The sequence below is a fragment of the Streptomyces sp. NPDC002867 genome (genome assembly GCF_053591895.1).
Genome location: NZ_JBSFUR010000005.1, coordinates 95,122 through 117,652, shown reverse-complemented (window position 1 = coordinate 117,652; position 22,531 = coordinate 95,122). Strand labels below are relative to the sequence as shown.

Annotated in this window: 22 protein-coding genes and 2 pseudogenes; 9 read left to right on the top strand and 15 right to left on the bottom strand. The window is 70.9% G+C overall.

Features of this window, described 5'->3' with window-relative positions:
• Window position 1: 1 nt before the first annotated feature.
• The 5 genes and pseudogenes from xdhB to ACWD0A_RS06645 form a co-directional block, all read right to left on the bottom strand.
• Window positions 2-2,413, bottom strand: coding sequence for a xanthine dehydrogenase molybdopterin binding subunit (gene xdhB, locus ACWD0A_RS06665; protein ID WP_451295242.1), 2,412 nt, complete (start codon window positions 2,411-2,413; stop codon window positions 2-4).
• Entirely contained in the window at window positions 2,410-3,873 is a 1,464-nt protein-coding gene (locus ACWD0A_RS06660; RefSeq protein WP_451295543.1) for a xanthine dehydrogenase small subunit, read from the bottom strand. Before ACWD0A_RS06660 ends, xdhB begins: the two co-directional genes overlap by 4 nt.
• Before the next feature lie 304 nt (window positions 3,874-4,177).
• Window positions 4,178-4,570, bottom strand: a complete 393-nt coding sequence (locus ACWD0A_RS06655) for a hypothetical protein (RefSeq protein ID WP_451295240.1) — start codon at window positions 4,568-4,570, stop codon at window positions 4,178-4,180.
• A gap of 29 nt (window positions 4,571-4,599) precedes the next feature.
• Window positions 4,600-4,827, bottom strand: a pseudogene (locus tag ACWD0A_RS06650) (GNAT family N-acetyltransferase); the annotation flags it as partial.
• Between the two features lie 12 nt (window positions 4,828-4,839).
• Window positions 4,840-5,019 (bottom strand): annotated as a pseudogene (locus ACWD0A_RS06645) (LLM class flavin-dependent oxidoreductase); the annotation flags it as partial.
• Between the two features lie 594 nt (window positions 5,020-5,613).
• Between ACWD0A_RS06645 and ACWD0A_RS06640 the strand changes: the two are divergent.
• From ACWD0A_RS06640 to ACWD0A_RS06610, 7 genes are all read left to right on the top strand, one after another.
• Complete coding sequence (locus tag ACWD0A_RS06640; RefSeq protein ID WP_451295238.1) at window positions 5,614-6,819, top strand: acyl-CoA dehydrogenase family protein; 1,206 nt, start codon at window positions 5,614-5,616, stop codon at window positions 6,817-6,819.
• Window positions 6,820-7,352: 533 nt separating this feature from the next.
• The gene (locus ACWD0A_RS06635) at window positions 7,353-8,420 is read left to right on the top strand and encodes an ABC transporter substrate-binding protein (RefSeq protein WP_451295236.1); all 1,068 of its coding nucleotides are present in this window, start codon (window positions 7,353-7,355) and stop codon (window positions 8,418-8,420) included.
• A gap of 5 nt (window positions 8,421-8,425) precedes the next feature.
• Complete coding sequence (locus ACWD0A_RS06630; RefSeq protein ID WP_451295234.1) at window positions 8,426-9,277, top strand: ABC transporter ATP-binding protein; 852 nt, start codon at window positions 8,426-8,428, stop codon at window positions 9,275-9,277.
• Window positions 9,274-10,209, top strand: coding sequence for an ABC transporter permease (locus tag ACWD0A_RS06625; RefSeq protein ID WP_451295232.1), 936 nt, complete (start codon window positions 9,274-9,276; stop codon window positions 10,207-10,209). The genes ACWD0A_RS06630 and ACWD0A_RS06625 overlap by 4 nt, the downstream gene beginning before the upstream one ends.
• Window positions 10,210-10,254: 45 nt before the next feature.
• Window positions 10,255-11,610 (top strand): LLM class flavin-dependent oxidoreductase, encoded by a 1,356-nt coding sequence (locus ACWD0A_RS06620; RefSeq protein WP_451295230.1) that lies wholly within the window; start codon window positions 10,255-10,257, stop codon window positions 11,608-11,610.
• Between the two features lie 416 nt (window positions 11,611-12,026).
• Window positions 12,027-12,935 (top strand): TauD/TfdA dioxygenase family protein, encoded by a 909-nt coding sequence (locus tag ACWD0A_RS06615; RefSeq protein WP_451295228.1) that lies wholly within the window; start codon window positions 12,027-12,029, stop codon window positions 12,933-12,935.
• 90 nt (window positions 12,936-13,025) lie between these two features.
• The gene (locus ACWD0A_RS06610; protein WP_451295226.1) at window positions 13,026-13,484 is read left to right on the top strand and encodes an RrF2 family transcriptional regulator; all 459 of its coding nucleotides are present in this window, start codon (window positions 13,026-13,028) and stop codon (window positions 13,482-13,484) included.
• A gap of 49 nt (window positions 13,485-13,533) precedes the next feature.
• Here the strand turns inward: ACWD0A_RS06610 and ACWD0A_RS06605 are convergent, their stop codons facing one another.
• From ACWD0A_RS06605 to ACWD0A_RS06580, 6 genes are all read right to left on the bottom strand, one after another.
• On the bottom strand, window positions 13,534-14,979 hold the full coding sequence (locus ACWD0A_RS06605; RefSeq protein WP_451295224.1) for a glyceraldehyde-3-phosphate dehydrogenase: 1,446 nt from the start codon (window positions 14,977-14,979) through the stop codon (window positions 13,534-13,536).
• A gap of 131 nt (window positions 14,980-15,110) precedes the next feature.
• Window positions 15,111-15,710: a YdeI/OmpD-associated family protein gene (locus tag ACWD0A_RS06600; RefSeq protein ID WP_451295222.1), complete on the bottom strand. Its 600-nt coding sequence runs from the start codon at window positions 15,708-15,710 to the stop codon at window positions 15,111-15,113.
• A 308-nt stretch (window positions 15,711-16,018) separates the two neighbouring features.
• Window positions 16,019-16,597, bottom strand: a complete 579-nt coding sequence (locus ACWD0A_RS06595; protein WP_451295220.1) for a Type-2Aa cytolytic delta-endotoxin — start codon at window positions 16,595-16,597, stop codon at window positions 16,019-16,021.
• Window positions 16,598-16,706: 109 nt separating this feature from the next.
• Entirely contained in the window at window positions 16,707-17,051 is a 345-nt protein-coding gene (locus ACWD0A_RS06590; RefSeq protein WP_451295218.1) for a DUF6233 domain-containing protein, read from the bottom strand.
• A 29-nt stretch (window positions 17,052-17,080) separates the two neighbouring features.
• Window positions 17,081-17,452: a hypothetical protein gene (locus tag ACWD0A_RS06585; protein ID WP_451295216.1), complete on the bottom strand. Its 372-nt coding sequence runs from the start codon at window positions 17,450-17,452 to the stop codon at window positions 17,081-17,083.
• 131 nt (window positions 17,453-17,583) lie between these two features.
• Entirely contained in the window at window positions 17,584-18,387 is an 804-nt protein-coding gene (locus tag ACWD0A_RS06580; protein ID WP_451295214.1) for a LysR family substrate-binding domain-containing protein, read from the bottom strand.
• 57 nt (window positions 18,388-18,444) lie between these two features.
• Here ACWD0A_RS06580 and ACWD0A_RS06575 point away from each other — a divergent pair, with 57 nt between their 5' ends.
• Entirely contained in the window at window positions 18,445-18,840 is a 396-nt protein-coding gene (locus ACWD0A_RS06575; RefSeq protein ID WP_307711961.1) for a DUF5997 family protein, read from the top strand.
• A 198-nt stretch (window positions 18,841-19,038) separates the two neighbouring features.
• On the top strand, window positions 19,039-19,395 hold the full coding sequence (locus ACWD0A_RS06570) for a DUF779 domain-containing protein (protein ID WP_307711962.1): 357 nt from the start codon (window positions 19,039-19,041) through the stop codon (window positions 19,393-19,395).
• Here ACWD0A_RS06570 and ACWD0A_RS06565 read toward each other — a convergent pair.
• The 4 genes from ACWD0A_RS06565 to ACWD0A_RS06550 form a co-directional block, all read right to left on the bottom strand.
• On the bottom strand, window positions 19,385-19,579 hold the full coding sequence (locus ACWD0A_RS06565; protein ID WP_177151218.1) for a hypothetical protein: 195 nt from the start codon (window positions 19,577-19,579) through the stop codon (window positions 19,385-19,387). The two genes, ACWD0A_RS06570 and ACWD0A_RS06565, sit on opposite strands and share 11 nt — an antisense overlap.
• Window positions 19,580-19,685: 106 nt before the next feature.
• Window positions 19,686-20,555 (bottom strand): phosphatidylinositol-specific phospholipase C/glycerophosphodiester phosphodiesterase family protein, encoded by an 870-nt coding sequence (locus tag ACWD0A_RS06560; protein WP_451295211.1) that lies wholly within the window; start codon window positions 20,553-20,555, stop codon window positions 19,686-19,688.
• A gap of 147 nt (window positions 20,556-20,702) precedes the next feature.
• On the bottom strand, window positions 20,703-21,359 hold the full coding sequence (locus tag ACWD0A_RS06555; protein ID WP_451295209.1) for an ABC transporter ATP-binding protein: 657 nt from the start codon (window positions 21,357-21,359) through the stop codon (window positions 20,703-20,705).
• Window positions 21,352-22,251: an ABC transporter ATP-binding protein gene (locus ACWD0A_RS06550; RefSeq protein ID WP_451295541.1), complete on the bottom strand. Its 900-nt coding sequence runs from the start codon at window positions 22,249-22,251 to the stop codon at window positions 21,352-21,354. The genes ACWD0A_RS06555 and ACWD0A_RS06550 overlap by 8 nt, the downstream gene beginning before the upstream one ends.
• Window positions 22,252-22,531: the final 280 nt, after the last annotated feature.

Here is a 22,531-nt window from a genome sequence, read left to right as displayed (position 1 = left end):
GTCAGGCACCGCTCAAGGCTTCTGCGTCGGTTCGGATCTTGCCGTTGGTGGCAGACCCGTCGCGGGAGTGACCGTTCCGGGAGGCATCGGCTTGGCGAGCCGCCTGGATCGCCCAGTACACCGCCTCCGGCGTCGCGGGCGAGGCCAACTCGACGCCGACCCCGCTCGGCCCGAACGCGGCGGCGGCCTGCCGCAACGCTTCTCGCACCGAGAACGCCAGCATCAGCGGAGGCTCACCCACCGCCTTGGACCCGTATACCGCGCCCTCTTCGGTGGCGTTCTCCAGAAGCGTGACGTTGAACTCCTCGGGCATCTCCGAAAAGCTCGGCAGCTTGTAGGTGCTCGCGGCCTGGGTCAGCAGCCGGCCCCGGTTGGGCCCGTCACTGGCGTCCCAGCGCAGGTCCTCGAGTGTCAGCCAGCCCGCGCCCTGCACGAAACCACCCTCGACCTGACCGATGTCGATCATCGGGGACAGGCTGTCGCCGACATCGTGCACGATGTCCACCCGCCGGATGCGGTACGCGCCGGTGAAGCCGTCCACCTCCACCTCGGCTGCGGCGGCGCCGTAGGAGAAGTACTTGAACGGCGAGCCCCTGAACGCCTTCGCGTCCCAGTGCAGACCCTCGGTCCGGTAGAAGCCGGCCGCCGACAACTGAACTCGCTGCAAGTACGCGGTGCGCACCAGGTCGTCCCAGGCCAGCTCCTTGTCGCTGCCCAGGGTGCGCGCGACGCCCTCGACGATGCGCACATCCGAGGCGTTCGAATCCAGCTGGCCGGCGGCCACCTGCAGCAGCCGCTCGCGCAACTGCTCGCAGGCGTTCTTCACCGCCGCACCGTTGAGGTCCGCCCCGGAACTGGCTGCGGTGGCAGAGGTGTTGGGCACCTTGTCGGTTCGCGTCGGGGCCAGCCGGACCTTGTGCAGCGGGATCCCCAGCGTGGTCGCGGCCACCTGCAGCATCTTGGTGTGCAGGCCCTGGCCCATCTCGGTGCCGCCGTGGTTGATCAGGACCGAGCCGTCCTTGTAGATCAGCACCAGCGCGCCGGCCTGGTTGAAGGCGGTGAGGTTGAACGAGATTCCGAACTTGATGCCGGTGATCGCAAGTGCCCGCTTGGTGTGCGGGTGCGCGGCATTGAAGGCGGCGATCTCGCGCTTGCGATCGGCGATGCCGGCGTTGTCCTGAACCTTCTGCCAGACGGCGGAGATCCGTTCCGGCTGAGTGACCGGCTGTCCGTACGGCGTCGACTGACCTTGCCGGTAGAAGTTGCGCTCCCGCAGCTCCATCGGATCCAGGCCGAGCAGCGGCGCGCACCGGCCCATGATGTCCTCGATCACCAGCATGCCCTGGGGTCCGCCGAAGCCCCGGAAGGCGGTGTTGGAGACCTTGTTGGTCTTGGCGATGCGACCGGCGATGCGCGCGTGGGGAATCCAGTACGTGTTGTCGATGTGGCACAGCGCACGGGCCACCACCGGCTCGGAGAGGTCCAGGCTCCAGCCGCCGTCCGCGGTCAAGGTGGCGTCCAGGGCCTGGATGCGGCCGTCGGCGTCGAAGCCGATCTTCCACTGGGCGTGGAACCCGTGCCGCTTACCGGACATGGTCAGGTCCTGAGTCCGGTTGAGCCGCACCCGAACGGGCCGACCGGTCAGCTTGGCGCCGAGCGCGGCGACGGCCGCGAACCCGTGCGGCTGCATCTCCTTGCCGCCGAAGCCGCCGCCCATCCGCAGACACTGCACGGTCACCTCGTGGCTGTGCAGACCGAGCACGTGCGCGACGATTTCCTGGGTCTCCGAAGGATGCTGGGTGCTGCTCTGGACGAACACCTGCTCGGCCTCGTCGACACAGGCCAGCGCCGCGTGCGTCTCGAGGTAGAAGTGTTCCTGATCGGAGAACTGGAACTCGCCGGTGAACACGTGCGCGGAGTCGGCGAAGCCGGCGTCGAGGTCGCCGGTCAGCATCACGGGCCGAGCGCCGTGAAAACTGTCGGCCGCGACCGCGTCCTGCAGCGTGACCAGGGAGGGCAGTTCGTCGAGTTCCACCTCGACGGCCGCCGCACCGAGCCGGGCCGCCTCCAGGGTCTCGGCGAGCACCCAGGCGACCGCGTGGCCGTGGAACATGACCTCGTCGGGGAACAGCGGTTCGTCATGCTTCATCCCGGCGTCGTTGACGCCGGGCACGTCGGCACCGGTCAGCACGCGGACCACACCGGGCACGGCGAGCGCGGGCTGGGTGCGCAGCGCGATGATCCTGCCGTGGGCCTTCATGACCTGGACCGGGTAGGCGTGCAGCACGTCCTTGGTGCGATGGACCAGGTCGTCGGTGTAGAGCGCGGTGCCGGTGACGTGCAGGACGGCACTCTCGTGCGGCATCGAGACGCCGACGACAGGCTTTTCGGGGCGCTCGGACAAATGACTCATGACGACACCGCCTCGGTGGTTTGCGCGTACAGCTTCAGCAGGCTCTGGCCCAGCATCGCGGAACGGTAGACGGCGCTGGCGCGATGATCGTTCATCGGTGTGCCCTCCCCCCGCAGCGCTCGGGCCGCGGCCCCGACGGTCTCGGCCGCCCACGGCTTGCCCTCCAGGGCCGCCTCGGTGGCGAGGGAGCGGATCGGGGTGGCGGCCACGCCGCCCAGGCCGATGCGTGCCTTGCGGACGATCCCGTCCTCGATGTCGAGCGCGAAGGCGACGGCCACGCTGGAGATGTCGTCGAAGCGCCGCTTGGCGATCTTGTGGAAGGCCACGACCGGCGACAGCGGCAGCGGGATGCGCACCGAGCGGATCAACTCGCCGGGACGGCGCACGCTCTGCCGGTAACCGGTGAAGTAGTCGGCCAGCGGGACCTCGCGCTCACCGTCGGCGTCGGCGAGCACCACCGATGCCTCCAGCGCGAGCAGCACCGGCGGGCTGTCACCGATGGGGGAGCCGGTACCCAGGTTGCCGCCGAGGGTCGCACCGTTGCGGATGAGCCGGGATGCGAACTGCGGGAACAGCTCTGCCAGCAGCGGGACGTCGCCGTCGAGACGGCGTTCGATCTCGGTGAGCGTCAGCGCCGCTCCGATCTCGATGGAGTCGGATTCGACTCGCAGCTCCCGCAGTTCGGACAGCCGGTCGATGGCGACCACGCAATCCGCCCGGCGCGAGCGGATGTTCACCTCCACGCCCCAGTCGGTGGAGCCGGCGACCACCACCGCGTCGGGCCGCTCGCGCAGCAGCTGCAGCGTTTCGGCCAGGGTGCTCTTCCGTAGGAACGCGCTGTCGCCCTCGGTGTATTCGGTGGCGACCGGTGCCGGCGGGGACTGCTCGCGACGCTGCGCCAGCGGGTCCTCGTCGGTGGGCGTACCGACGGCGAACGCGGCATCGCGGATCGGGCGATAACCGGTGCAGCGGCACAGGTTTCCGCTCAGCGCGTGCAGATCGAAACCGTTCGGACCGTGCTCGGCGTCGGTGCTGTCGGCCGAGTCCGCGTGCGCGCAGCGGTCGGGCCGGTAGTACTCGGCGGCCATGCTGCAGACGAATCCCGGCGTGCAGTAACCGCATTGGGAGCCGCCGCGGACCGCCATCTCCTCCTGCACCGGGTGCAGGGTGGGCGGCGCGCCGGGCTCGCCGGCGGTGGCGAGACCTTCGGAGGTGACGATCTCCTGACCGTCGAGCGCCGCGACCGGGACCAGGCAGGCGTTGACCGCTACCCAGTCGGTGGGCTTGTTCACCCCGGGACGGGCCACCAGGACCGAACAGGCGCCGCATTCACCTTCGGCGCAGCCCTCCTTGGTGCCGGTGAGGCCATGATCGCGCAGAAAATCCAGCACGGTGGTGTGGGGCGCAGCCGGTGAAATCGGTGCTTCCCTCCCGTTGACCGTGATCCGCGCCGCTACCACGACAGGCCTTCGTTTCGGTGCGCGATGGGTCGATTCATCATGTTCGCCAATTTCGGGCAGCTTTCTGTGTTCGGACGCGCCACATGAGAAGAGCGCGCGCAAAAACGGCACGTATCAACGACGTGCCGGGAGGTGATGACGGGAAACCCGGAATGTGCCACAAGAGGGGCACTTCAGAACGGCGTGCTCAGCAGCCGTGCGCGATCCGACCCGGAACCCAGACCGTGCACTGGGCGAGGCGACCGAGGTCAGAGCTGGTGTACATCCGCTGGTCGCCTCCTTTCGGGTAGTCATGGGTCGACGTCTAGCGCAAAGTAGTGGCCGGGGCCACAGAGGTCAAGAGGTTGACCTCAGAGGAGGCGACCACCGTGTCCGTGGGGGCGCCGCTCACGGCCCGGGTGGTCCGTCGGGGGACTTCCCCGTCCAGGTGCGTGTACGCCGCGACCCCGACGACGAGCGCGTGCGTGGACGAGGGCCCCGCGTTCTCGTCCAGGTGAACCGTCCTGCGGGCGATGCCGTCCAGGTCGAGGTGGGGGCCGACTGCCGGGTGGGCTGCCAACCGCCGTGCCGCCTCCGCGCCGTGCGGGAACAGCGCGGGCCCGTCGGCACCCGCGCCGCCGAAGTGCCGGGCCAGGTCGCGCGGGATGTGCGGGGTGTACGTGCTGACGATCCGTCCCGTCCAGTCGTCGCTCAGCACCGGCGCGACGGCGGCTCCGGGATACCGATGGCCGTGGTCGCGTCGTACCGGCGAAAGGCCCCGCCCGCGACCGGCTCGCCACGCTCCAGCAGCAGGAGCAGCACTCCGCCGCGTGGCTCGGTGAACTCGTCGTCGGGGTAGCGGGCGAGCTCGGCGTGGGCGTCCCTGCCGTAACGGGCCGTGTACTCGTCGCCGAGTTCGCGCAGCAGCGGCTCCACCCTCGAGTCGGCCACCTTCACGTGAACAACCGTCAATTCGGTGGGCGGGCCGGCGGCCGGCGCGGGGCACGGCGATTCGGAGCCGTAGGCGGACAGCACCCGCTCCCGGCCGTGGTCCCCGTGCGCCCGGGCGAGCCGCAGTGTGTGCTCCTTGTCGAAGGCGGCGCCGGAGCGCGGGGTCGTCTCGGACCCGTCGTTGGTGGCGGCGACGCCAGGAAACTCCACAGGCATGGGGAGATGGCCTTTCCTCAGTCCTCAGTTTTCAGAGAGGCGGTCGGGCAGCACACGGTCAGGGCGGATCGCCCCGTGGTGCACCCGTGCGACGGCGCTTCAGGGTGATGGGGACAGCACGGGAACGCGGGTGACGAGGCCGGACGTACCGAGCTCGGGTGAGGTGTCCCGGCAGCAGCGCGCGTCCCGGCCGGCGGGACCGTCCGTACGTGGGGGATTCAGCGCAGGCGCACGACGGTGCCGCGGAGAGGGAACCCGGCCCGCGACGGCGCGCCGAAGGAGAGCGGAGCCGCTCGGGCGGCCCGCCGCCGAGTCAGGCGCGACACGCCGCGGACCACACCCGACCGAAGTCGATGTGGTCACGGGTGACCAGGCGCTGCTCGGCGTTCATGCGATCCATTGAGCAGTACATCGGTCTTGGCGTCAACTGCCCGCCCGGATGACGGACTTCGGCATCTGCGAGGACGACACGGCCCCGTTCACGGCAGGGATCAGGACACCACGGTGGCCGGATCGGCCAGCCTTCCCTACCTTTCCTATCGAATTACTGGGAAAGCATTGACGGTGCCGAGGGTGACGCGCAGGATGATCCGCATGTCCCCCACAGAGCAGCTACTCGCCGGCCCCGACCGCGCGCACTGGCTGCGCGTGGCCCGCGAGACCGCGGACGACCTGGCCACGGACGCGGTGGCCCGGGACCAGGCGGGCAAGGTCCCCTTCGACGAGGTGTCCCGCCTGCGCGAGGCGGGACTGCTGACGCTGCTGACACCGGCCCGGCACGGGGGCGGTGGCGCGGACTGGGACACGGCCTGCGGCGTCGTCCGGGAGATCGCCACGGCAGACGGCGCGATCGCCCAACTCCTCGGCTCCCACTACTTCCTGTCGTGGAGCACCCGGTTCTTCGGTGGGCCCGCTCGCGCCGAGCGCCTCGACCGGGAGTCGACGGACGGACAGTGGTGCTGGGGTGGCGGCTTCGCCCCTCAGGAACCACCGCTGACACTGACGGCGACCGCCGACGGCCATCTGCTCAACGGCCGCCGGAGCTACGTCTCCGGGGTGCTGGTAGCCGACCGGCTCGCCGTGCGGGCGGTGCGGTCCGACACCGGCGAACCGCTCGCCGTCGCCGTCGACCCGGCCCGTCAGGGCGTGCTGATCGAAGGCGACACCGACCCCTTCGGCCAGCGGCTGACGGCCGGCGGCAGCGTGGAGTTCGACTCCGTGCCGGTGACCGCCGACGACGTCCTCGGTTCGCTGTCCGCGGACGAGGACATCCTGTCGCCCTCGGCCGCTCTGGCGTCGCCGGTGGGGCGTCTCGTCTCGGTGCAGCTCTGTCTCGGCATGGCCGAGGGCGTCCTCGCCGAAGCCCGCGAGTACAGCAGGGCGGGCGCCTCGCCCCGGCAGTCGGCCTGGCCGGCCGGCTCCCCCCAGGATGCGCAGGTACTGGCCACCTACGGGGAGCTCACGGTCGTCACCCGCGCCGCGGCAGCGCTCGCCGAGCAGGCAATGGCAGCCCTGCACACCGGGATGGCCCGCGGCGACGACCTCGGCTACGACGAGTACGCGGAGATCTCCGCTCTTGTGGCCGTGGCCGAGGCCGCGGCCTCCAGGGCCGTGCAGGAGTCCACCTCCCGCGCCCTGGACGTCATGGGCGCCCGCTCCACGTCCGCACGGCTCGGGTTCGACCGCTTCTGGCGCAACGCCCGCACCCACACCCTGTACGAGCCCGTCGCCCCCCGGCTACGAGACGTCGGGGACTATTTCCTCAACGGCGCGCATCCCCCGTTCGTCCTCCCTGCCTGACCGGAGCGGCCCCGGCAGCGCTCCATGCCTGCCGTACATCGCCGTACGCCGTCGTTCGGCACGGCAGAACCTCCCATCACACGCCTCGTAATCCCCTTCATGACCGGCGTCAGAACATTTGTGAACGCGATGCTTCACGCGCATGTCAGGTAATTCAGTATGCGAGACGCAGCTGAAAGAGACATTGACGTGGCCGGTTTCCGCTGCAACTCTCTTGGCTGTGAGCACGTTCGAGAACCTCGCCGCGCGGCTGCACGTCGATCTGCGACGCCAGGCCAGCGCCATCTGTGCCGTCGGCCGCTGAACCCGCCGCCGACAGGCACCGCTCTCCTGCTCTCTTGTCGGAATCCTTGCAGGATTTCTCTCCCGGGACTCGCCCTATGTAATCGGCGTCTGCCATTCCCCGGCCAAAGCCTGCGCGCCGATTTCTGCTGACGTTTCCCCGAGCCGGACAGATGACGGCCGGAAGAACGCGTCAGATGGTGCTCCAGCCGCTCCCCCGCACTCGCAATCGAACCTGAACAGGACCTTCCATGGCCACGACTGCATCGACCCGACGACATTTCCTCACTCTGCTCGGTCTCTCGGCGGTCGCGGTGAGCTGCGGCACGACCGCAACGGGCGCCACGTCCGGCAAGGGTGGGACGAAGACGCTCCGGTACCAGGGCTGGGCCGGCCAGGTCACGCTGCCTGAACTGGCCGAGGACCTCGGCTACCTGGAGGACGTGAAGCTTGAGTGGGTCGGCAACACGATCAGCGGGCCGCAGGACATCCAGTCCGCGGCCACCGGCCAGACCGACTTCGGCGGCGCCTTCAACGGCGCGGTCGTCAAACTGGCCGCGAACAACGCCCCCATCAAGGCCGTCATCAGCTATTACGGCTCGGACGAGCACGCCTACAACGGCTACTACGTCCTCGAGGACAGCCCGATCCGCTCCGCCCGCGACCTCATCGGCAAGAACGTCGGCATGAACACCCTCGGTGCCCATTCCGAGGCCATGCTCGACATCTACCTGCAGCGCGGCGGTCTGTCGCCGGCGCAGATCGGCAGGGTCGAGCCTCTGGTGGTGCCGCCGGTCAACACCGAGCAGTCGCTGCGCCGGAAACAGATCGACGTGGCCGTCCTCGGCGGCATTCTGCGCGACAAGGCCCTCGCCGCCGGCGGAATCCGCCCGCTGTTCACGGACCACGAACTGCTCGGCTCGTTCAGCGCCGGCACCTATGTGATGACCGACCGCTTCCTGAAGCAGAACCCGGAGACGGCCCGGACCTTCGTCACCGCGGTGGGGCGGGCTATCGAGTGGTCCCGGTCCACCCCTCGCCAAGAGGTCATCGCCCGAATGACGGACATCGTGAAGAAGCGGGGCCGCAACGAGGACACCGCGCCCCTGAAGTACTGGAGGTCCTACGGCGTCGCCGAGACCGCGGGCCGGATCACCGGCAAGGAACTCCAGCTGTGGATCGACTGGCTGGCCGAGCGCGGCGACATCGAGAAGGGCCGGGTCGCGCTGTCCGACCTCTACACCAATGAGTTCAACGCCGACGGGGGCGGCACGGCGTCCGCCTCGCCGGCCCCCTCCGCCGCGAAGAGCGGGAGGTGATCACCATGCCGCAACACCTCACTCCCAAGATCGTGTTCGAGCGCGTGCGCAAGGACTTCACCGTCAAGGACGCGGCCCGCAGGGACCGTTCGGGAGCACGGAAGTCCACGGAGTTCACCGCCCTCGACGGCATCGACCTGGAGATAACGGCAGGCGAGTTCGTCGTGCTGGTCGGTCCCAGCGGCTGCGGCAAGTCGACGCTGCTCGATCTGCTCGGTGGCCTCGCCCGGCCCACCGGCGGACGGATCCTGCTGGACGGCGCACCCGTCACGGGTCCGGGCCTGGACCGCGGCATCGTCTTCCAGCAGTACGCGCTGCTGCCGTGGCGCACCGCGCAGGGCAACGTCGAGTTCGGCCTGGAGGCCACCGGCGTCCCGCGGCGGGAACGGGCTGCTCGTGCCAGGGAGTTGCTGGACCTGGTCGGTCTGTCCGGCTTCGAGGACCGCCATCCGCATGAGCTGTCGGGCGGGATGCGGCAGCGGGTGGCGATCGCCCGCAGCCTCGCCTACGACCCCGACGTCCTGCTCATGGACGAGCCGTTCGCCGCGCTGGACGCCCAGACCCGGGAGTCCCTGCAGGACGAACTGCTGCGCATCTGGCAGCGCACCGGCAAGACCGTCGTCTTCATCACGCACGGCATCGACGAGGCCGTCTACCTGGGACAGCGCGTCGCCGTCATGACGTCGAGGCCGGGCCGCATCAAGCGGATCGTGCCGGTCGCCCTCGGCTCCCGTACGGCGGCGGACGACGTCCGCTCCAGTCCCGAGTTCGCACGCCACCGGCACGAGATCTGGTCGCTGCTCCACGACGAGGTGGCCAGGGCCCAGCAGTTGGAGAAGGAGGAGGCTTCCGTATGAGCCCCGCAGCCGGCACCACCACCGAGAAGACGACGGCGCCGGGCGCCGCGGGCGTCGCCGCACCCGCCCGCGCCCCCTCCCCCGCGTCGGCGCCGGCCGCGGCGTCGCCGCCGGCCGTGCGACGGGCACCCGCCTGGACGGCCGCTGCCCGGGCGGCCCGCCGACTGCCGTCCCTGCTGGTGAAGGGGGTGACCGCATCCGCGGCGATCGTGGCTCTGCTGCTGCTGTGGGAGACCGCGCCGAGGGTCGGCCTGGTCGACCGGACCTTCCTGCCGCCGTTCAGTGAGGTCGCCCGCGCCTGGTGGGGGCTGGCCACCGACGGTCAGCTGGCCGACAACGCGCGTGCCAGCCTGGTGCGTTCGTTCAGCGGATTCGGTCTCGCCGTAGCCCTCGCCGTGCCGCTGGGCCTGCTCATCGGCTGGTACCGGCCGGTCGCCGACCTCCTCGGACCTCTGCTGGAGGTCTTCCGCAACACCGCGGCGCTGGCCCTGCTGCCGGTGTTCGTCCTGCTCCTGGGTATCGGCGAGACCTCGAAGGTCTCCATCGTCGTGTACGCGTGCACGTGGCCGATCCTGCTCAACACCATCAGCGCGGTCCGCAACGCCGACCCGACCCTGCTGAAGCTGGCGAAGTCGATGGATCTGTCCGCGCCCCGTCTGTTCCAGAAGGTCATCCTGCCGTCCGCGGTCCCGGTGATGTTCACCGGGATCCGGCTGGCCGGTGCCGTGTCGATCCTCGTGCTGGTGGCCGCCGAGATGATCGGCGCCAAGGCGGGGCTCGGCTATCTGATCAACGCCTCCCAGTACAACTTCGCCATCCCGCAGATGTACGCGGGCATCGTCACGATCTCCGCCATCGGCGTGGTCTTCAACCAGTTCCTGGTGGCCGTGGAGCGGCGGCTCAGCTCCTGGCGCGTTCCCACCGGCGGCTGACGTGGCCGCACTCGCCGTCTTCCGACTCTCCGATCCGAGGTACTCATGACCGCGTCACGCCCCCGGCGCCTGCGTCTCAACGCCTTTCTGATGAACGCCGGTCACCACGACGCCGCTTGGCGTCACCCGCGCACCCAGCCCGAACGCGTCACCGACCTGCGCTACTTCCAGCAGCTCGCGCAGACCGCCGAGCGCGGCCTGCTCGACTCGGTCTTCCTCGCCGACGGCCTCGCCCTGTGGGGAAAGGTCCGGTACAACGTGCTCGGCGGCTTCGAACCGCTCACCCTGCTGTCCGCCCTGGCGGCGGTCACGGAGCATGTCGGCCTGATCGCCACCGTGTCCACCACCTTCAACGAGCCCTTCCACACCGCCCGCAAGTTCGCCTCCCTGGACCACATCAGCGGTGGCCGGGCCGGCTGGAACATCGTCACCTCCGGCACCGTGAACGAGGCCCGCAACTTCGGGCAGCAGGAGCACCTGGAGCACGGTCTGCGCTACGAGCGGGCGCGGGAGTTCGTCGAGGTCGCCACCAAGCTGTGGGACAGCTGGGAGGACGATGCGATCCTGCTCGACCGTGAGCGGGGCGTCTACGCCGACACCGACAAAGTGCGGGAGATCAACCACCGCGGGGAGCACTTCGGGGTGCAGGGTCCCCTGAACGTTCCGCGCAGCCCGCAGGGCCACCCGCTGCTGGTGCAGGCCGGCTCCTCGGAGGACGGCAAGGAGTTCGCCGCCCAGTACGCCGAGGCCGTCTTCACCGCCCAGCAGACCCTCTCCGACGGCCAGGCCTTCTACAAGGACCTCAAGTCCCGGCTGGCCCGTCACGGCCGCACCGAGGACCAGCTGCTCGTGTTGCCCGGCATCGCCCCCGTCATCGGGTCGACCGAGGCCGAAGCCCGTGCCCTGGAACAGGAGCTGACCGACCTTCAGCTCCCGGAGTACGGGCTGGCCCAGCTGTCCGGGATGCTCGGCACCGACCTGACCGGGCTGCCGCTGGACGGGCCGCTGCCCGAGCTGCCGGAAGAACGGGACATCAACGGCAACAAGAGCCGCTTCACGCTCGTCGCCGAACTCGCCCGCCGTGACGGCCTCACCCTGCGCGAGCTCATCGCCCGTCTCGGCGGCGGACGCGGCCACCGCGTCTTCGCCGGCACGCCCGAGCAGATAGCCGACCAGCTCCAGGAATGGTTCACCCAGGGCGCCGCCGACGGCTTCAACATCATGCCGCCCCACCTGCCCGGCGGCCTGGAGGACTTCGTCGACCACGTCGTGCCGGTCCTGCAACGGCGCGGCCTGTTCCGCACCGAGTACACCGGCCGCACCCTGCGCCAGCACTACGGCCTGGCCCGCCCCTCCAACCGGCCGGCCGCGGCGGCCACAGGAGAAGGGCGACCGGTGTGACCGGCTCGAACTCACCACGGACGTCCTGGTGGTCGGTGGCGGACCCGCGGCCACGTGGGCCGCGCTCAAGGCGGCCAGGACGGAGCGGACGTCGTCCTGGCCGACAAGGGCTACTGCGGTACCAGCGGTGCCACCGCGTCGAGCGGTACCGGTGTCTGGTACGTCCCCCCGGAGCCCGCCGCGCGGGAGCGGCCATGGCGAGCCGGGAGGCACTGGGCGGACATCTGGCCGACCGGCGCTGGATGACCCGGGTGCTGGACCAGACGTATGCGGGCATGAACGAGCCGGCGGCGGCCGGACGGTACCCCTTCCCGACGGGGCCGGACGGACAGCAGCTCAGGAACGGCCTGCAGGGGCCGGGGGAATCTCACTGCCCATCACTTCCTGATGACCACCGACCGAAAGGACACCCTCACATGACCACCGGCACCGGCTTCGACATCCGCAGGATCGGCGGCCGTATCGGCGCCGAGATCCTCGGCGCCGATCTCTCCGCCGACCTCGACCCCGCCGTCGTCACCGAGATCAACTCCGCGCTCCTGGAACACAAGGCGCTCGTCTTCCGGGACCAGCACCTCGACGACGCGGGCCAGCTCCGCTTCGCCTCCCTGTTCGGCGAGCTCACCACTGCGCATCCCACCGTCCCTTCCGTCGCCGGCCGGCCCCAGGTGCTGCCCGTCGACGGCGACGAGGGCATCCGCGCCAACCACTGGCACACCGATGTCACGTTCGTCCGTACGCCCCCCAAGGCGTCCACGCTGCGCAGCATCGTGGTCCCGCCCTACGGCGGCAACACCCTCATCGCCAACTCGGCGGCCGCTTACCGGGATCTGCCCGAGCCGCTGCGCGAGCTGGCGGACAAGCTGTGGGCGGTGCACACAAATGCCTTCGACTACGCCGCCTACGCGGCTCCGAAGAGCGAGAAGGCGGCCGAGCACCGCAGGCAGTTCGTGTCCCGGAAGTACCGCACCGTGCACCCGGTCGTCCGGGTGCACCCCGAGACCGGGGAACGCGGGCTGTTCATCGGCGGCTTCGCCCAGAGCATCGTGGGGCTCGGCGCCTCCGACTCCCGCGACCTGCTGCGCCTCTTCCAGTCGTACGTCACCCGCCCCGAGAACATCGTGCGCGTGGCGTGGACGCCGGGCGACCTCGTCCTGTTCGACAACCGCATCACCCAGCACTACGCCCCGGACGACTACGGCGACCTGCCGCGCCTGCTGCACCGGGTGACCGTCGCGGGCGACGTGCCCGCCGGTGTCGACGGCACGCTCAGCCATGTCGTCGAGGGCGACGACGCCTCGCACTACACCCCCGCCGTGGCCTGAGCGCGTCGGCCGACGGGCACCCGCACCCGCCCGTCGGCCGATGGCCACCCGCGAGGGCCGCCGGCCCACGCCGTACGGGATAATGCGCGCATGCGGATCTCAGCCAGGGCGGACTACGCGGTACGTGCCGCGCTGCACCTCGCCGCGTCCCAGGACGACGGGCCGCTGAAGGCCGAGGTCATCGCGGACGCCCAGGACATCCCGCACAAGTTCCTCGAGAGCATCCTGAACGACATGCGCCGGGGAGGTCTCGTGCTCAGCCGGCGCGGCGGCAACGGCGGCTACCGGCTTGCGCAGCCCGCCGACTCCATCAGCATCGCGGATGTCATCCGCGTCGTGGACGGGCCGCTGGTCTCGGTGCGCGGGGTCCGGCCCCCGGACCTGTCCTACACCGGCCCGGCCCGGTCGCTGCTCCCCCTGTGGATCGCACTGCGGTCCAACGTCCGCGAGATCCTGGAGGGCGTGACGCTGGCGGACGTCGCGTCGGCCGACCTGCCCGCCGGTGTGTCCGCACTGACCGAGGCCCCCGGCGCCTGGACCAACCCCTGATCCGGCGCCCCGGCAGGCGGGGCACCGGATCGGAGTGAGGCCGGCGGAATCAGACCGCCGGAGCCGGGTAGGTCGGGTACTCCACCCCGGAGACGTACTGGACGACGCGGATGACCTGGCACGAGTAGCCGAACTCGTTGTCGTACCACAGGTACAGGATCGCGTTGTCGCCGTCGACCTTGGTGGCGCCGGCGTCGACGATCGAGGCGTGGCGCGAACCGACGAAGTCCATGGAGACGGCATCGGGCGCGGTGGTGAAGTCGATCTGGCGCTTCAGCGGCGAGTGCAGCGAGACGTCGCGGAGGTAGTCGAGGACCTCCTCGCGAGTGGTCTCGCGGCCCAGGCGCAGGCTGAGGATGGCGATCGAGACGTCCGGCACGGGGACGCGGATCGAGCTGCCGGTGATCGGCGCCTTGAGGTCCGGCAGCGCCTTGGCGACAGCGGAGGCGGCACCGGTCTCGGTGATGACCATGTTCAGCGGCGCGGAACGGCCGCGGCGGTCGGCCTTGTGGTAATTGTCCAGCAGGTTCTGGTCGTTGGTGAACGAGTGGACGGTCTCCACGTGACCGCGCAGCACGCCGTACTCGTCGTCCATGGCCTTCAGCGGCGGGACGATCGCGTTGGTGGTGCAGGAGGCGCAGGACAGGATCTGCTCGTCCGGCTTGATCGTGTCGTGGTTGACGCCGTGCACGATGTTGGGGACGTCGCCCTTGCCCGGAGCGGTCAGCACGACCTTGTCGATGCCGGGACGCAGGTGCTTCGACAGGCCCTCGCGGTCACGCCACTTGCCGGTGTTGTCGATGAGGATGGCGTCCTTGATGCCGTACGCCGTGTAGTCGACCTCGGAGGGGTCATTGGCGTAGATCACCTTGATCGTGTTGCCGTTGGCGACGATCGTGTCGGTCGCCTCGTCGACGGTGATCGTGCCCTGGAACTGGCCGTGGATCGAGTCGCGGCGCAGCAGAGAGGCGCGCTTGACGATGTCCTGGTCGCCGCCCTGGCGGACGACGATGGCACGCAGGCGCAGGCCGTTGCCGGAGCCCGCCTTCTCGATGAGCAGGCGGGCGACGAGACGGCCGATGCGGCCGAAGCCGTAGAGGACGACGTCGCGTCCCTCACGGCGCTCGATCTTGTTCTCGCCGGTGGCGCCGGCGACGGCCTGGGCGGTGAAGTCCTCCACCGACAGTCCGCGGTCGTCGGCGCGGTAGGTCGCGGCGAGCATGCCGATGTCGATCTGGGACGGGCCGAGGTCGAGGGCGGCGAGCGCCTGCAGGAAGGGGAAGGTCTCGGTGACCGAGAGCTCCTCACCGGCGATCTGCCGGGCGAACCGGTGGGTCTTGAGGATGCTGACCACCGACTTGTTCACCAGGGAGCGGCTGTGAAGCAGGACGGTGACGTCCCGCTCCCTGTGCAGCTTCCCGATGATCGGGATCATCGACTCCGCGATCTCTTCGCGGTTCTTCCAGTTGGTGAACGAGTCGTCGTTGACAGTCACAGGTTTATCTTTCGAGCTAGGCGGCGCTCATATGCTAACCCCCCGCCATTTCGATCATTCAATCGGCCCCGCGGGGGCGTCGACTTGCCCCTGCTTGACCCGATATACCCCTGCGCAATCGCCGTCCTGCGTCAGGGACCGCCTGGAGAACCGGGTGATTCCGGCGCCCCTTCCCTCAGCGTGCGCAGGACCTTCTCCAGCCGCAGGCGCCGGGACCGCGCCGTACCCGCCTGGAGCAGCGGCAGCATCAGCAGGTACCGCTCGGTCCTGTCCAGCGCCTCGAACGCCTCCCTCGCCCCGGAGTCCGATTCCAACGCGGCCATGAGGTCGGGCGGTACGGCGGCCGACTTCTGCGACTCGTACGCCCGGGCCCAGCGCCCGTCCTCCTGCGCCCTGCGGACCTCTGCCAGGCCGGGCTCACGCATGCGTCCCTCTGCCGTCAGCCTCACGGCCTTGTCGACGTTCACCTGGGACCAGAGACTGTGGGGCCGCCGCGGAACGTACTTCTGCAGGTAGTGCCGGTCGTCGAGCGACCGCCGCTGTCCGGAGATCCAGCCGTAGCACAGCCCCGCGTCCACCAGTTCGTCGCTCGTGACCGACGGGATGCCGGAGTTCCGCTTGGCGACCTTGACCCACACGCCCTCCTGGCGCGTGTGATGGTGTGCCAGCCAGTCCTCGAACGCCGGGGCGTCCGGGAAGGCGATGATCTCCACGCCGTCGAGTTCGTCCACGCGAATCAGGCTATCGCCCGCCGTACGGCACGATGTTGTGGTGGTACGGGAGCATGTCGTGCGGGCCCAGCGGGCCTTGATCTCCGCGAGCCGGTCGTGAGCCCGGCCGGTGAACGCCTGACGCACGGCCCCGGGGGCGCTGTGCGCCGCACTGGCCATGAAGTCGAGGCGACCTCATGCGGGGGTCGTCAGGGTCGTCTTGAGCGGATCGGACACGGGGGCGCCGCGTGGCTCGCCGCGGACGCGCGGCGGAATCCGGCCCGGGACGGCGGGCCGGCGGCGCGGACGGGCGCCGGGTCAGACGTGGGTCACGCCGCGAGCCCCAGCTCCTGCCGTACCACGACGGCGTCGAGCCGGATCGCGAACGGGGCCACGTCCGAGATCTCCAGGGCGTCGACCTCGCTCCTGCCCAGGCCGACGGTCACATCGATACACAACGCGATGGCATAGAGGTGTTCACCGGTCCCCTCGTCCTGCAGGGCGAAGAACAGGTCCCGGTAGTAGCTGGTGCGGTCCGCACCCTCCTCGTAGAACGAGAGCCCCGGCTCGCCCTTCTGCGCGCCGAGACCGGCGAACGCGCGGACGAGTTCCTGTTCGACGGTGTCCCAGCAGGAGGCGTCGGCGAACGTCCCCGGGAGCGCCTGGCGGACGGCTTCCTTGAGGGAGAGCACCATGACCATGACGGGTGCGGTCTCCTGGAGCCCCCAGCCGCGGACCATCGTGACGATGGCGCTGTCCGGAAGCGAGGCAGCGGCCTGCCGGATGTTGTCGAAGTCGAAGTTGACGGTCGGCGGGGCGATCGCCTCCTGGAACAGCCGGTCGACGGCGCGGGCCTGGTCGAGTCGGTCCGGGTCAACCCGGATGACGGTCTTGAAAGCGGCGGCCAAGGTTCCTCCTGTGAGTCGCGGTGATCAAGAGAGGTCAGTATGCCGAGCGGGCTGCGCCGGGGCGACGGCGTCCCGCCGTGCGGACGGCGCCCGTACGAGCCCCCGCGCGCTACGGGGACGCGAGCCCGGTCTCCGGCCGGCAGATCTCGCACGGTCTGATGTCGGCCTCCCCGAGGGCGATCATCGCCTCCTCGCGGTTCAGCCGGCCGTGCGGACGCCGGTACATGTGACAGCCGCCGCGGTGCAGGATCGCGAAGTCGTCGGCCGTCGCCCGGGACGGCTCGATCTTCCACGAGGAGCCTTCGCGCGCCGCGCGCTCCTGTTTCAGCCGGCGTCCCTCCGCCGCCTCCAGCTCGCTGATCGTGGCCCGGGTGCGCTCCAGCTGGTACGCCTGGTACTGCTCCACGATGCGCAGCTTCTGGAGACGGGACAGCTGGGGTATCGGATCGGACATGGCGCAAAAAGGTGTCTCGGTCGATCGCTCTACGCGACGGTCTCGACGTCCACGACGGGCACCGCCTCGGGCCGGGTGGCGGCCTTCAACCGCATCCGGGAGTCGACGGCCTTCTCCCGTTCGACGGTCTTCCAGTACGGGTGCGTGGCCACCGTGGCGGACAGTGCGAGGCACTCCGCACGGAGCCTTTCCACGGCCGCCTTCTGCTCTTCCGTCCAGCCGGGGCTGTCGTCACGGCCGCCGGTGACCTCGCCGGTGTGCGGATGCGTCCGGCCTTCCCACCCGGCCTGGGGTTCCACGCTCCACGGCAGGGCGCGGCACAGCGCGGCCAGCTCCGATGTCGCCTGGTGGAGGCGGGTCTGGGCGTTGCGCAGATCGTCGGGGAAGTCGGTGTCGGCCATGACCGAAACCATACTCCTGTTCGAATTTAATGGGCGAGTGCGGCGCGGGGTGTCGACACCTTGCTACGGGCGCCTCGACTCCTCGCGCCGTCACCGCTTCCGGCCCGTCACCGCGTCCCGCGGCGTCGGAGCTACGACCGGCGGCGTGGCTTGCCGCGCTTGCCGCCCCTGGCGGCGCCGGAACCGGTCCTGGAGCTCCGGCCGGCCGACGTGCCGGCGGCGGGCTTGCGCTGTGCGCCGCCCTTGTCCTGGCTCCTGGCCTTCGCCTGGGCCTTGTCCGTCGCCTTGGCCTTGGCCTTGGCCTTGGGGTGGACCTCGGCCGGGGCGCGACCCCGCGTGCTGTTGACCGTGCGCCCGCGCACGATGCCGATGAACTGCTCCACCAGGTCGGTGGTCTCGTCCTGCGGCCAGGACAGCGCGACACGTGACTGGGGGGCGTCCGAGACCGGCCGGTAGGTCAGGTCCCTGCGGTGGTGCAGGCGGGCCAGTGACTGCGGTACGACCAGCAGCCCCACCCCTGCCGCCACCAGTTCGACCGCGTCTGCGGTCGTGGCGGGACGCTCGATCGCGGGCCGCCCCGGAGGGCGCTCCCAGTCGAGGGTGTCGTCGAGGGGGTGCAGCACGATGTCGTCCGCGAGATCCTCGCTGGCCACCTCGTCGACCGCCGCGATGAGGTGGTCCTTGGGGACCACGACCACCGTCGTCTCGGTGTAGAGGGGGATGGCGCTGAGGTCCGTCCGGTCGACCGGCAGCCGTACGAGGCCGGCGTCGGCGCCGCCGCCGCGCAGCGCCTCGAACGCCTCGGCCGCGGCCACCCCGACGAGGGTCAGCGGGACGTCGGGCAGCCGCTCGTTCCAGGTCCGCACCCACTTCGTGGGGGTCACTCCCGGGACATAGGCGAGCCGGAACGAAGGGGATGCATCCGAACCTGTCACGCCGCAAGGCTACCTTTCGTGGTCAGAGGCAGCACACACGCTCGATACCCTTGACGCATGACGTCGCACCAGAGCACCCAGACGATGAAGCCCGCGACCGCGGCGAAGAAGCTGGGTGTGTACCTCGAGGCCACCCCCGCCGAGTTCCAGGAGGGTGTCGTCTCACGCGCCGAGCTGAACGCTCTGCAGGCCGACCCGCCCCAGTGGCTGCAGGACCTGCGGCGCGACGGCCCGCACCCCCGGCCGGTGGTCGCGGCGAAGCTCGGCATCTCGATCGCGGGCCTCGCCAGGGGCGGGGTCACCGAACCCCTCACCACGGAGCAGATCGACGCGCTGAAGAAGGACCTCCCCGAGTGGCTGCAGAAGGAGCGGGCCACCCAGGCGGAAGTCCGGAAGGAAGCGGCGCGCATCAAGGCGAAGAACGCCGAGCGGGCCGACCAGACGCGCCCCTGACCCCAGGCCGCCCCTGACCTCCCGATCCGCACGACGCCGTCCGGTTCCCGGATCACCCGGCGGCTCCCCGGCGGCGCCGCGTACGCGCCGAGGCCCACCGGGTTCGGGCCGTCGACCAGGCGTGCAACCTTCTCGCAACCCATGGCGGAGTTGACTGGTCACCGTCCGCGTCGTCAGTCCGTCGAGAGAGGTCGTCCTGTGAACGAGCACGGGAGCCGCCCGGTGGAGCTCACGCCCGCGGCCGCCGGACTGCTGCGGCGGCTGCGGGCGGCCCACGGGCCGCTGATGTTCCACCAGTCCGGCGGGTGCTGCGACGGCAGTGCGCCCATGTGCTACCCGGCCGGGGAGTTCCGGACCGGAGCGTCGGACGTGCTGCTGGCCGAACTGCGCGTGGCGGGGGTCGGGGAGCCGGTGCCGTTCTGGATGTCCCGCAGTCAGTACGAGCGGTGGAGCCACACCCGGCTCGTGGTCGACGTGGTCGACGGCCGGGGCAGCGGCTTCTCGCTGGAGGCCCCCGAGGGAGTGCGGTTCCTGATCAGGTCGTTCATGGCCTGAGGCTGCCGACGACATTGGCCGTCGCCGCGATGCCCTCGTGAATGGTCGGCGCCATGCTCGTGCCCGCGAGAAAGAACCCGAGCAGGGCGCAGACCAGGGCATGGGACATCTTCAGACCACCGTTGCGCAGAAAGATCACTGCGAGGACGAGGAGCAGAAGCACCAACGAGATCGAAATGGCCATCGCCAACCTCCTTCGCCGCGCCGGAATTGCGGCATTCGGCGGCCAGTCTGGCGCAGCGCCGGGCCCGCACGGCCGACTGGCGTGTCCGCCGTACGGGTGACTCGGCTCAGCGGTCCTTCGAGCGCAGGAACCTCTCGAGTCCTGCCAGGTCGTCGGTGTTGATGTGGTCGACCCCGGCGGCCAGCAGTTCGCGCCAGACGGCGTCGCGCGCCGGACCGGGCGTGTCGGGTGTGGCCCAGAAGCGGACCCGCCGGCCGCGCCGGTGGGCGGTGGCGACGAGGGAGTGCAGCTTCTCCCGTTCCGCCGCGGGGAATTCACCCGCGCCGAGCCAGCTGAAGCTGTGGTTCCAGTTGCCGGAGATCAGCGGGATGAAGGAGGCGGGGGCCGGTGCCGGGGCGGCGAGGTCGTCGAGGCGCCCGTCGTAGAAGGCGTACCTGTGGCGCTGCGCCTCCATGGGGGCGCGGGCGGCACGGTCGCCCGAGACGACCGGAGTGACCGCGCCCAGGTGGACGCGGCCGTCGGTGCAGCTGCTCAGCATGCGCCGGTAGTCGCGCAATTGGCGGTCGAGTTCGAGGTAGGCGGCGACGCCGTCCGTCTTGATGTCGACGAGCAGTTGCACCGGCCGGTGGTGACCGCGGTAGACGCTGCCGTGGTTGGCGCGCACGCGGGCGAGCAGCGGTTCGAGGTAGAGGCCGCGCAGGGTGCGGGCGGGGTCGAGCTCGGCGGGCTCGTGGGCGACGAGCAGCTCGCCGTCGATGAGGAAGATGTCGGCCTCGACGCTGGTGAAACCGTGCGAGAGGGCGTCGTGGAGAGGCCGTTCGTGCAGGTAGTCGTTGTGCGCGTGGGCCCGGCGGAGCGGCCTGGGCCGGGCGGGTCCGCCGCCGCGCTCGGCGGTCTGCGCGTGGGCGGGGACGGCGACGGCGCCCGCCAGGGCGGCGGCGATCGTCGTGACGGCTCTGCGACGGGTGGTCGGCACGGTGGCCTCCGGGCTCGGCGAGTCGGACGGGACTCGGTGAGTATCCGACGGCGAGGCGCCAACGGGCAGGGTGCAGCGAGGAGTTCGGCCGTTCGTCATCTGTGTGCCCATCGCCGCGCCCGCGGCGACGAGGCGGTTGACGTGTGGTCAGGAGGCGATGTCGGACCAGTGGACGGTGCGGTCGCACCAGCGCTTCAGCAGGACGTGGTCGTGCCCCACCGCGAGGAGTCCGGCGCCGCTGTCCTGCCGGTAGCTCTCCACGGCGGCCACGAGGGCCGCCGTGGTGGAGGCGTCCAGCATCGCGGTCATCTCGTCGCAGACCAGCCGGCGCGGACGGAGCACCAGTGCGCGGGCGAGGCAGGCGCGTTGCAGCTGCCCGTCGCTGACCTCGTGGGGGCGGCGGCCGAGGAGTTCACCGGTCAGGCCCACGGTGTGCGCCAGCTCCTCGACACGGCCGGCCGCTTCCGCGCGCCGTCCGGTCGCGCGCAGCGGTTCGGCGATGACTGCCCGCAGCGTCATCCGGGGGTCGGCGGACAACCGGGGCTGCTGGAACACGACGCCGATCGCCGTGCGCAGGTCCCGGGGAGCGGCGTGCCGCCACCCGTGTACCGGCTCCCCGTCGACGACGACGCGGCCCGCGTCAGGGCGGTGCAGCAGCGCGGCGACCCTGGCGAGGGTGGACTTGCCGCAGCCGCTGGGGCCGAGGAGGCCGACTGCCTCGCCGGGCGCGAGGCGCAGGGACGCGCCCCGCACGACGGGGTGGCGGCGGTCGTAGCCCGCGGTGACGTCCTGCAGGTCAAGCATGGTCGAGCTCCTCGGCGTGGTGGCAGGCGACGCCGTCGGTGAACAGAGGCAGGGCCGCGCAGGAGTCCGACGCGCGGGCGCAGCGCGGGGCGAACGCGCAGCCGGGCGGCAGGTCCGCGAGCTCGGGCGGCAGGCCCGGGATCGGCGCGAACTCCCGTTCCGGAAGGGCGTTCAGCAGGCCGCGGGCGTACGGGTGGCGGGGGCCCGGTGTGCCGAAGAAGCTCTCGGCGTCGGCGATTTCGACGATCCGTCCGGCGTACATGACGGCGACACGGTCGGCGGTGCGCTGCGCCGCCGCGAGGTCGTGGGTGATCAGGAGCAGGGCGCGCCCCTGGTCGGCGTGGCGGCGCAGTTCGTCGGCTGTGTGCTCGACGAGGTCGCGGTCGAGGCCGGTGGTCGGTTCGTCGGCGACCAGCAGGGGCGCGTCGCCGACGAGGGCGAGCGCCGTGGCGGCGCGCTGGGCGAGGCCGCCGGACAGTTCGTGCGGATACCTGTCGAGGTGGCCGGCGGGGAACGCGGCGCGCTCGGCGGCCCCGGCGGCGGCCCGGCGTGCCGTCGCGCCGCGCAGCCCGGTGAGCTGCCGTACGGTCTCGGCCAGTTGGGACCCGACGGTCCGTACGGGCGTGAGGTGGGCGGCCGGGCTCTGCGGGATCAGACCGATGCGCCGCCCGCGGACGGTGCGTGCGAGGGTGCGCTCGTCGGTGTCGAGGAGGTCGATGCCGTCGATCCGGGCGGATCCGGCGGTCTGTGCGTTGCCGGGCAGCAGGCCGAGCAGCGCGGAGGCGAGCACGGACTTGCCGCAGCCGCTCTCGCCGACGAGGGCGAGGCACTCCCCCGCGGCGAGGTCGAAGGAGGCGTCGGTGACGGCGGCGACATGACGTCCGCCGCGCATGCGGAACCGCACGGAGAGCCCCCGCACGGCCAGCACGGGCCCGCGCCCCACTCCGGCGGCCGCCTGGGCCCGCCCCGTCGGCCGGCCATGACCGAGCGGCGCAACCACGTGGGCGCACCTGCCGCCCCCTGGCGCCTCCGCCGCAGGCGCGGCAACGGCCCGCGCGCCGCACGCGCTCGCCTCGGCATCGCGGGACGCGGGCGCGGCGACCGGGGACGCACCGGCGGCCGACTGGGCCCGGCCCGCCGGCCCATCGCCGCCGAGCGGCGCGGCCCCCTTC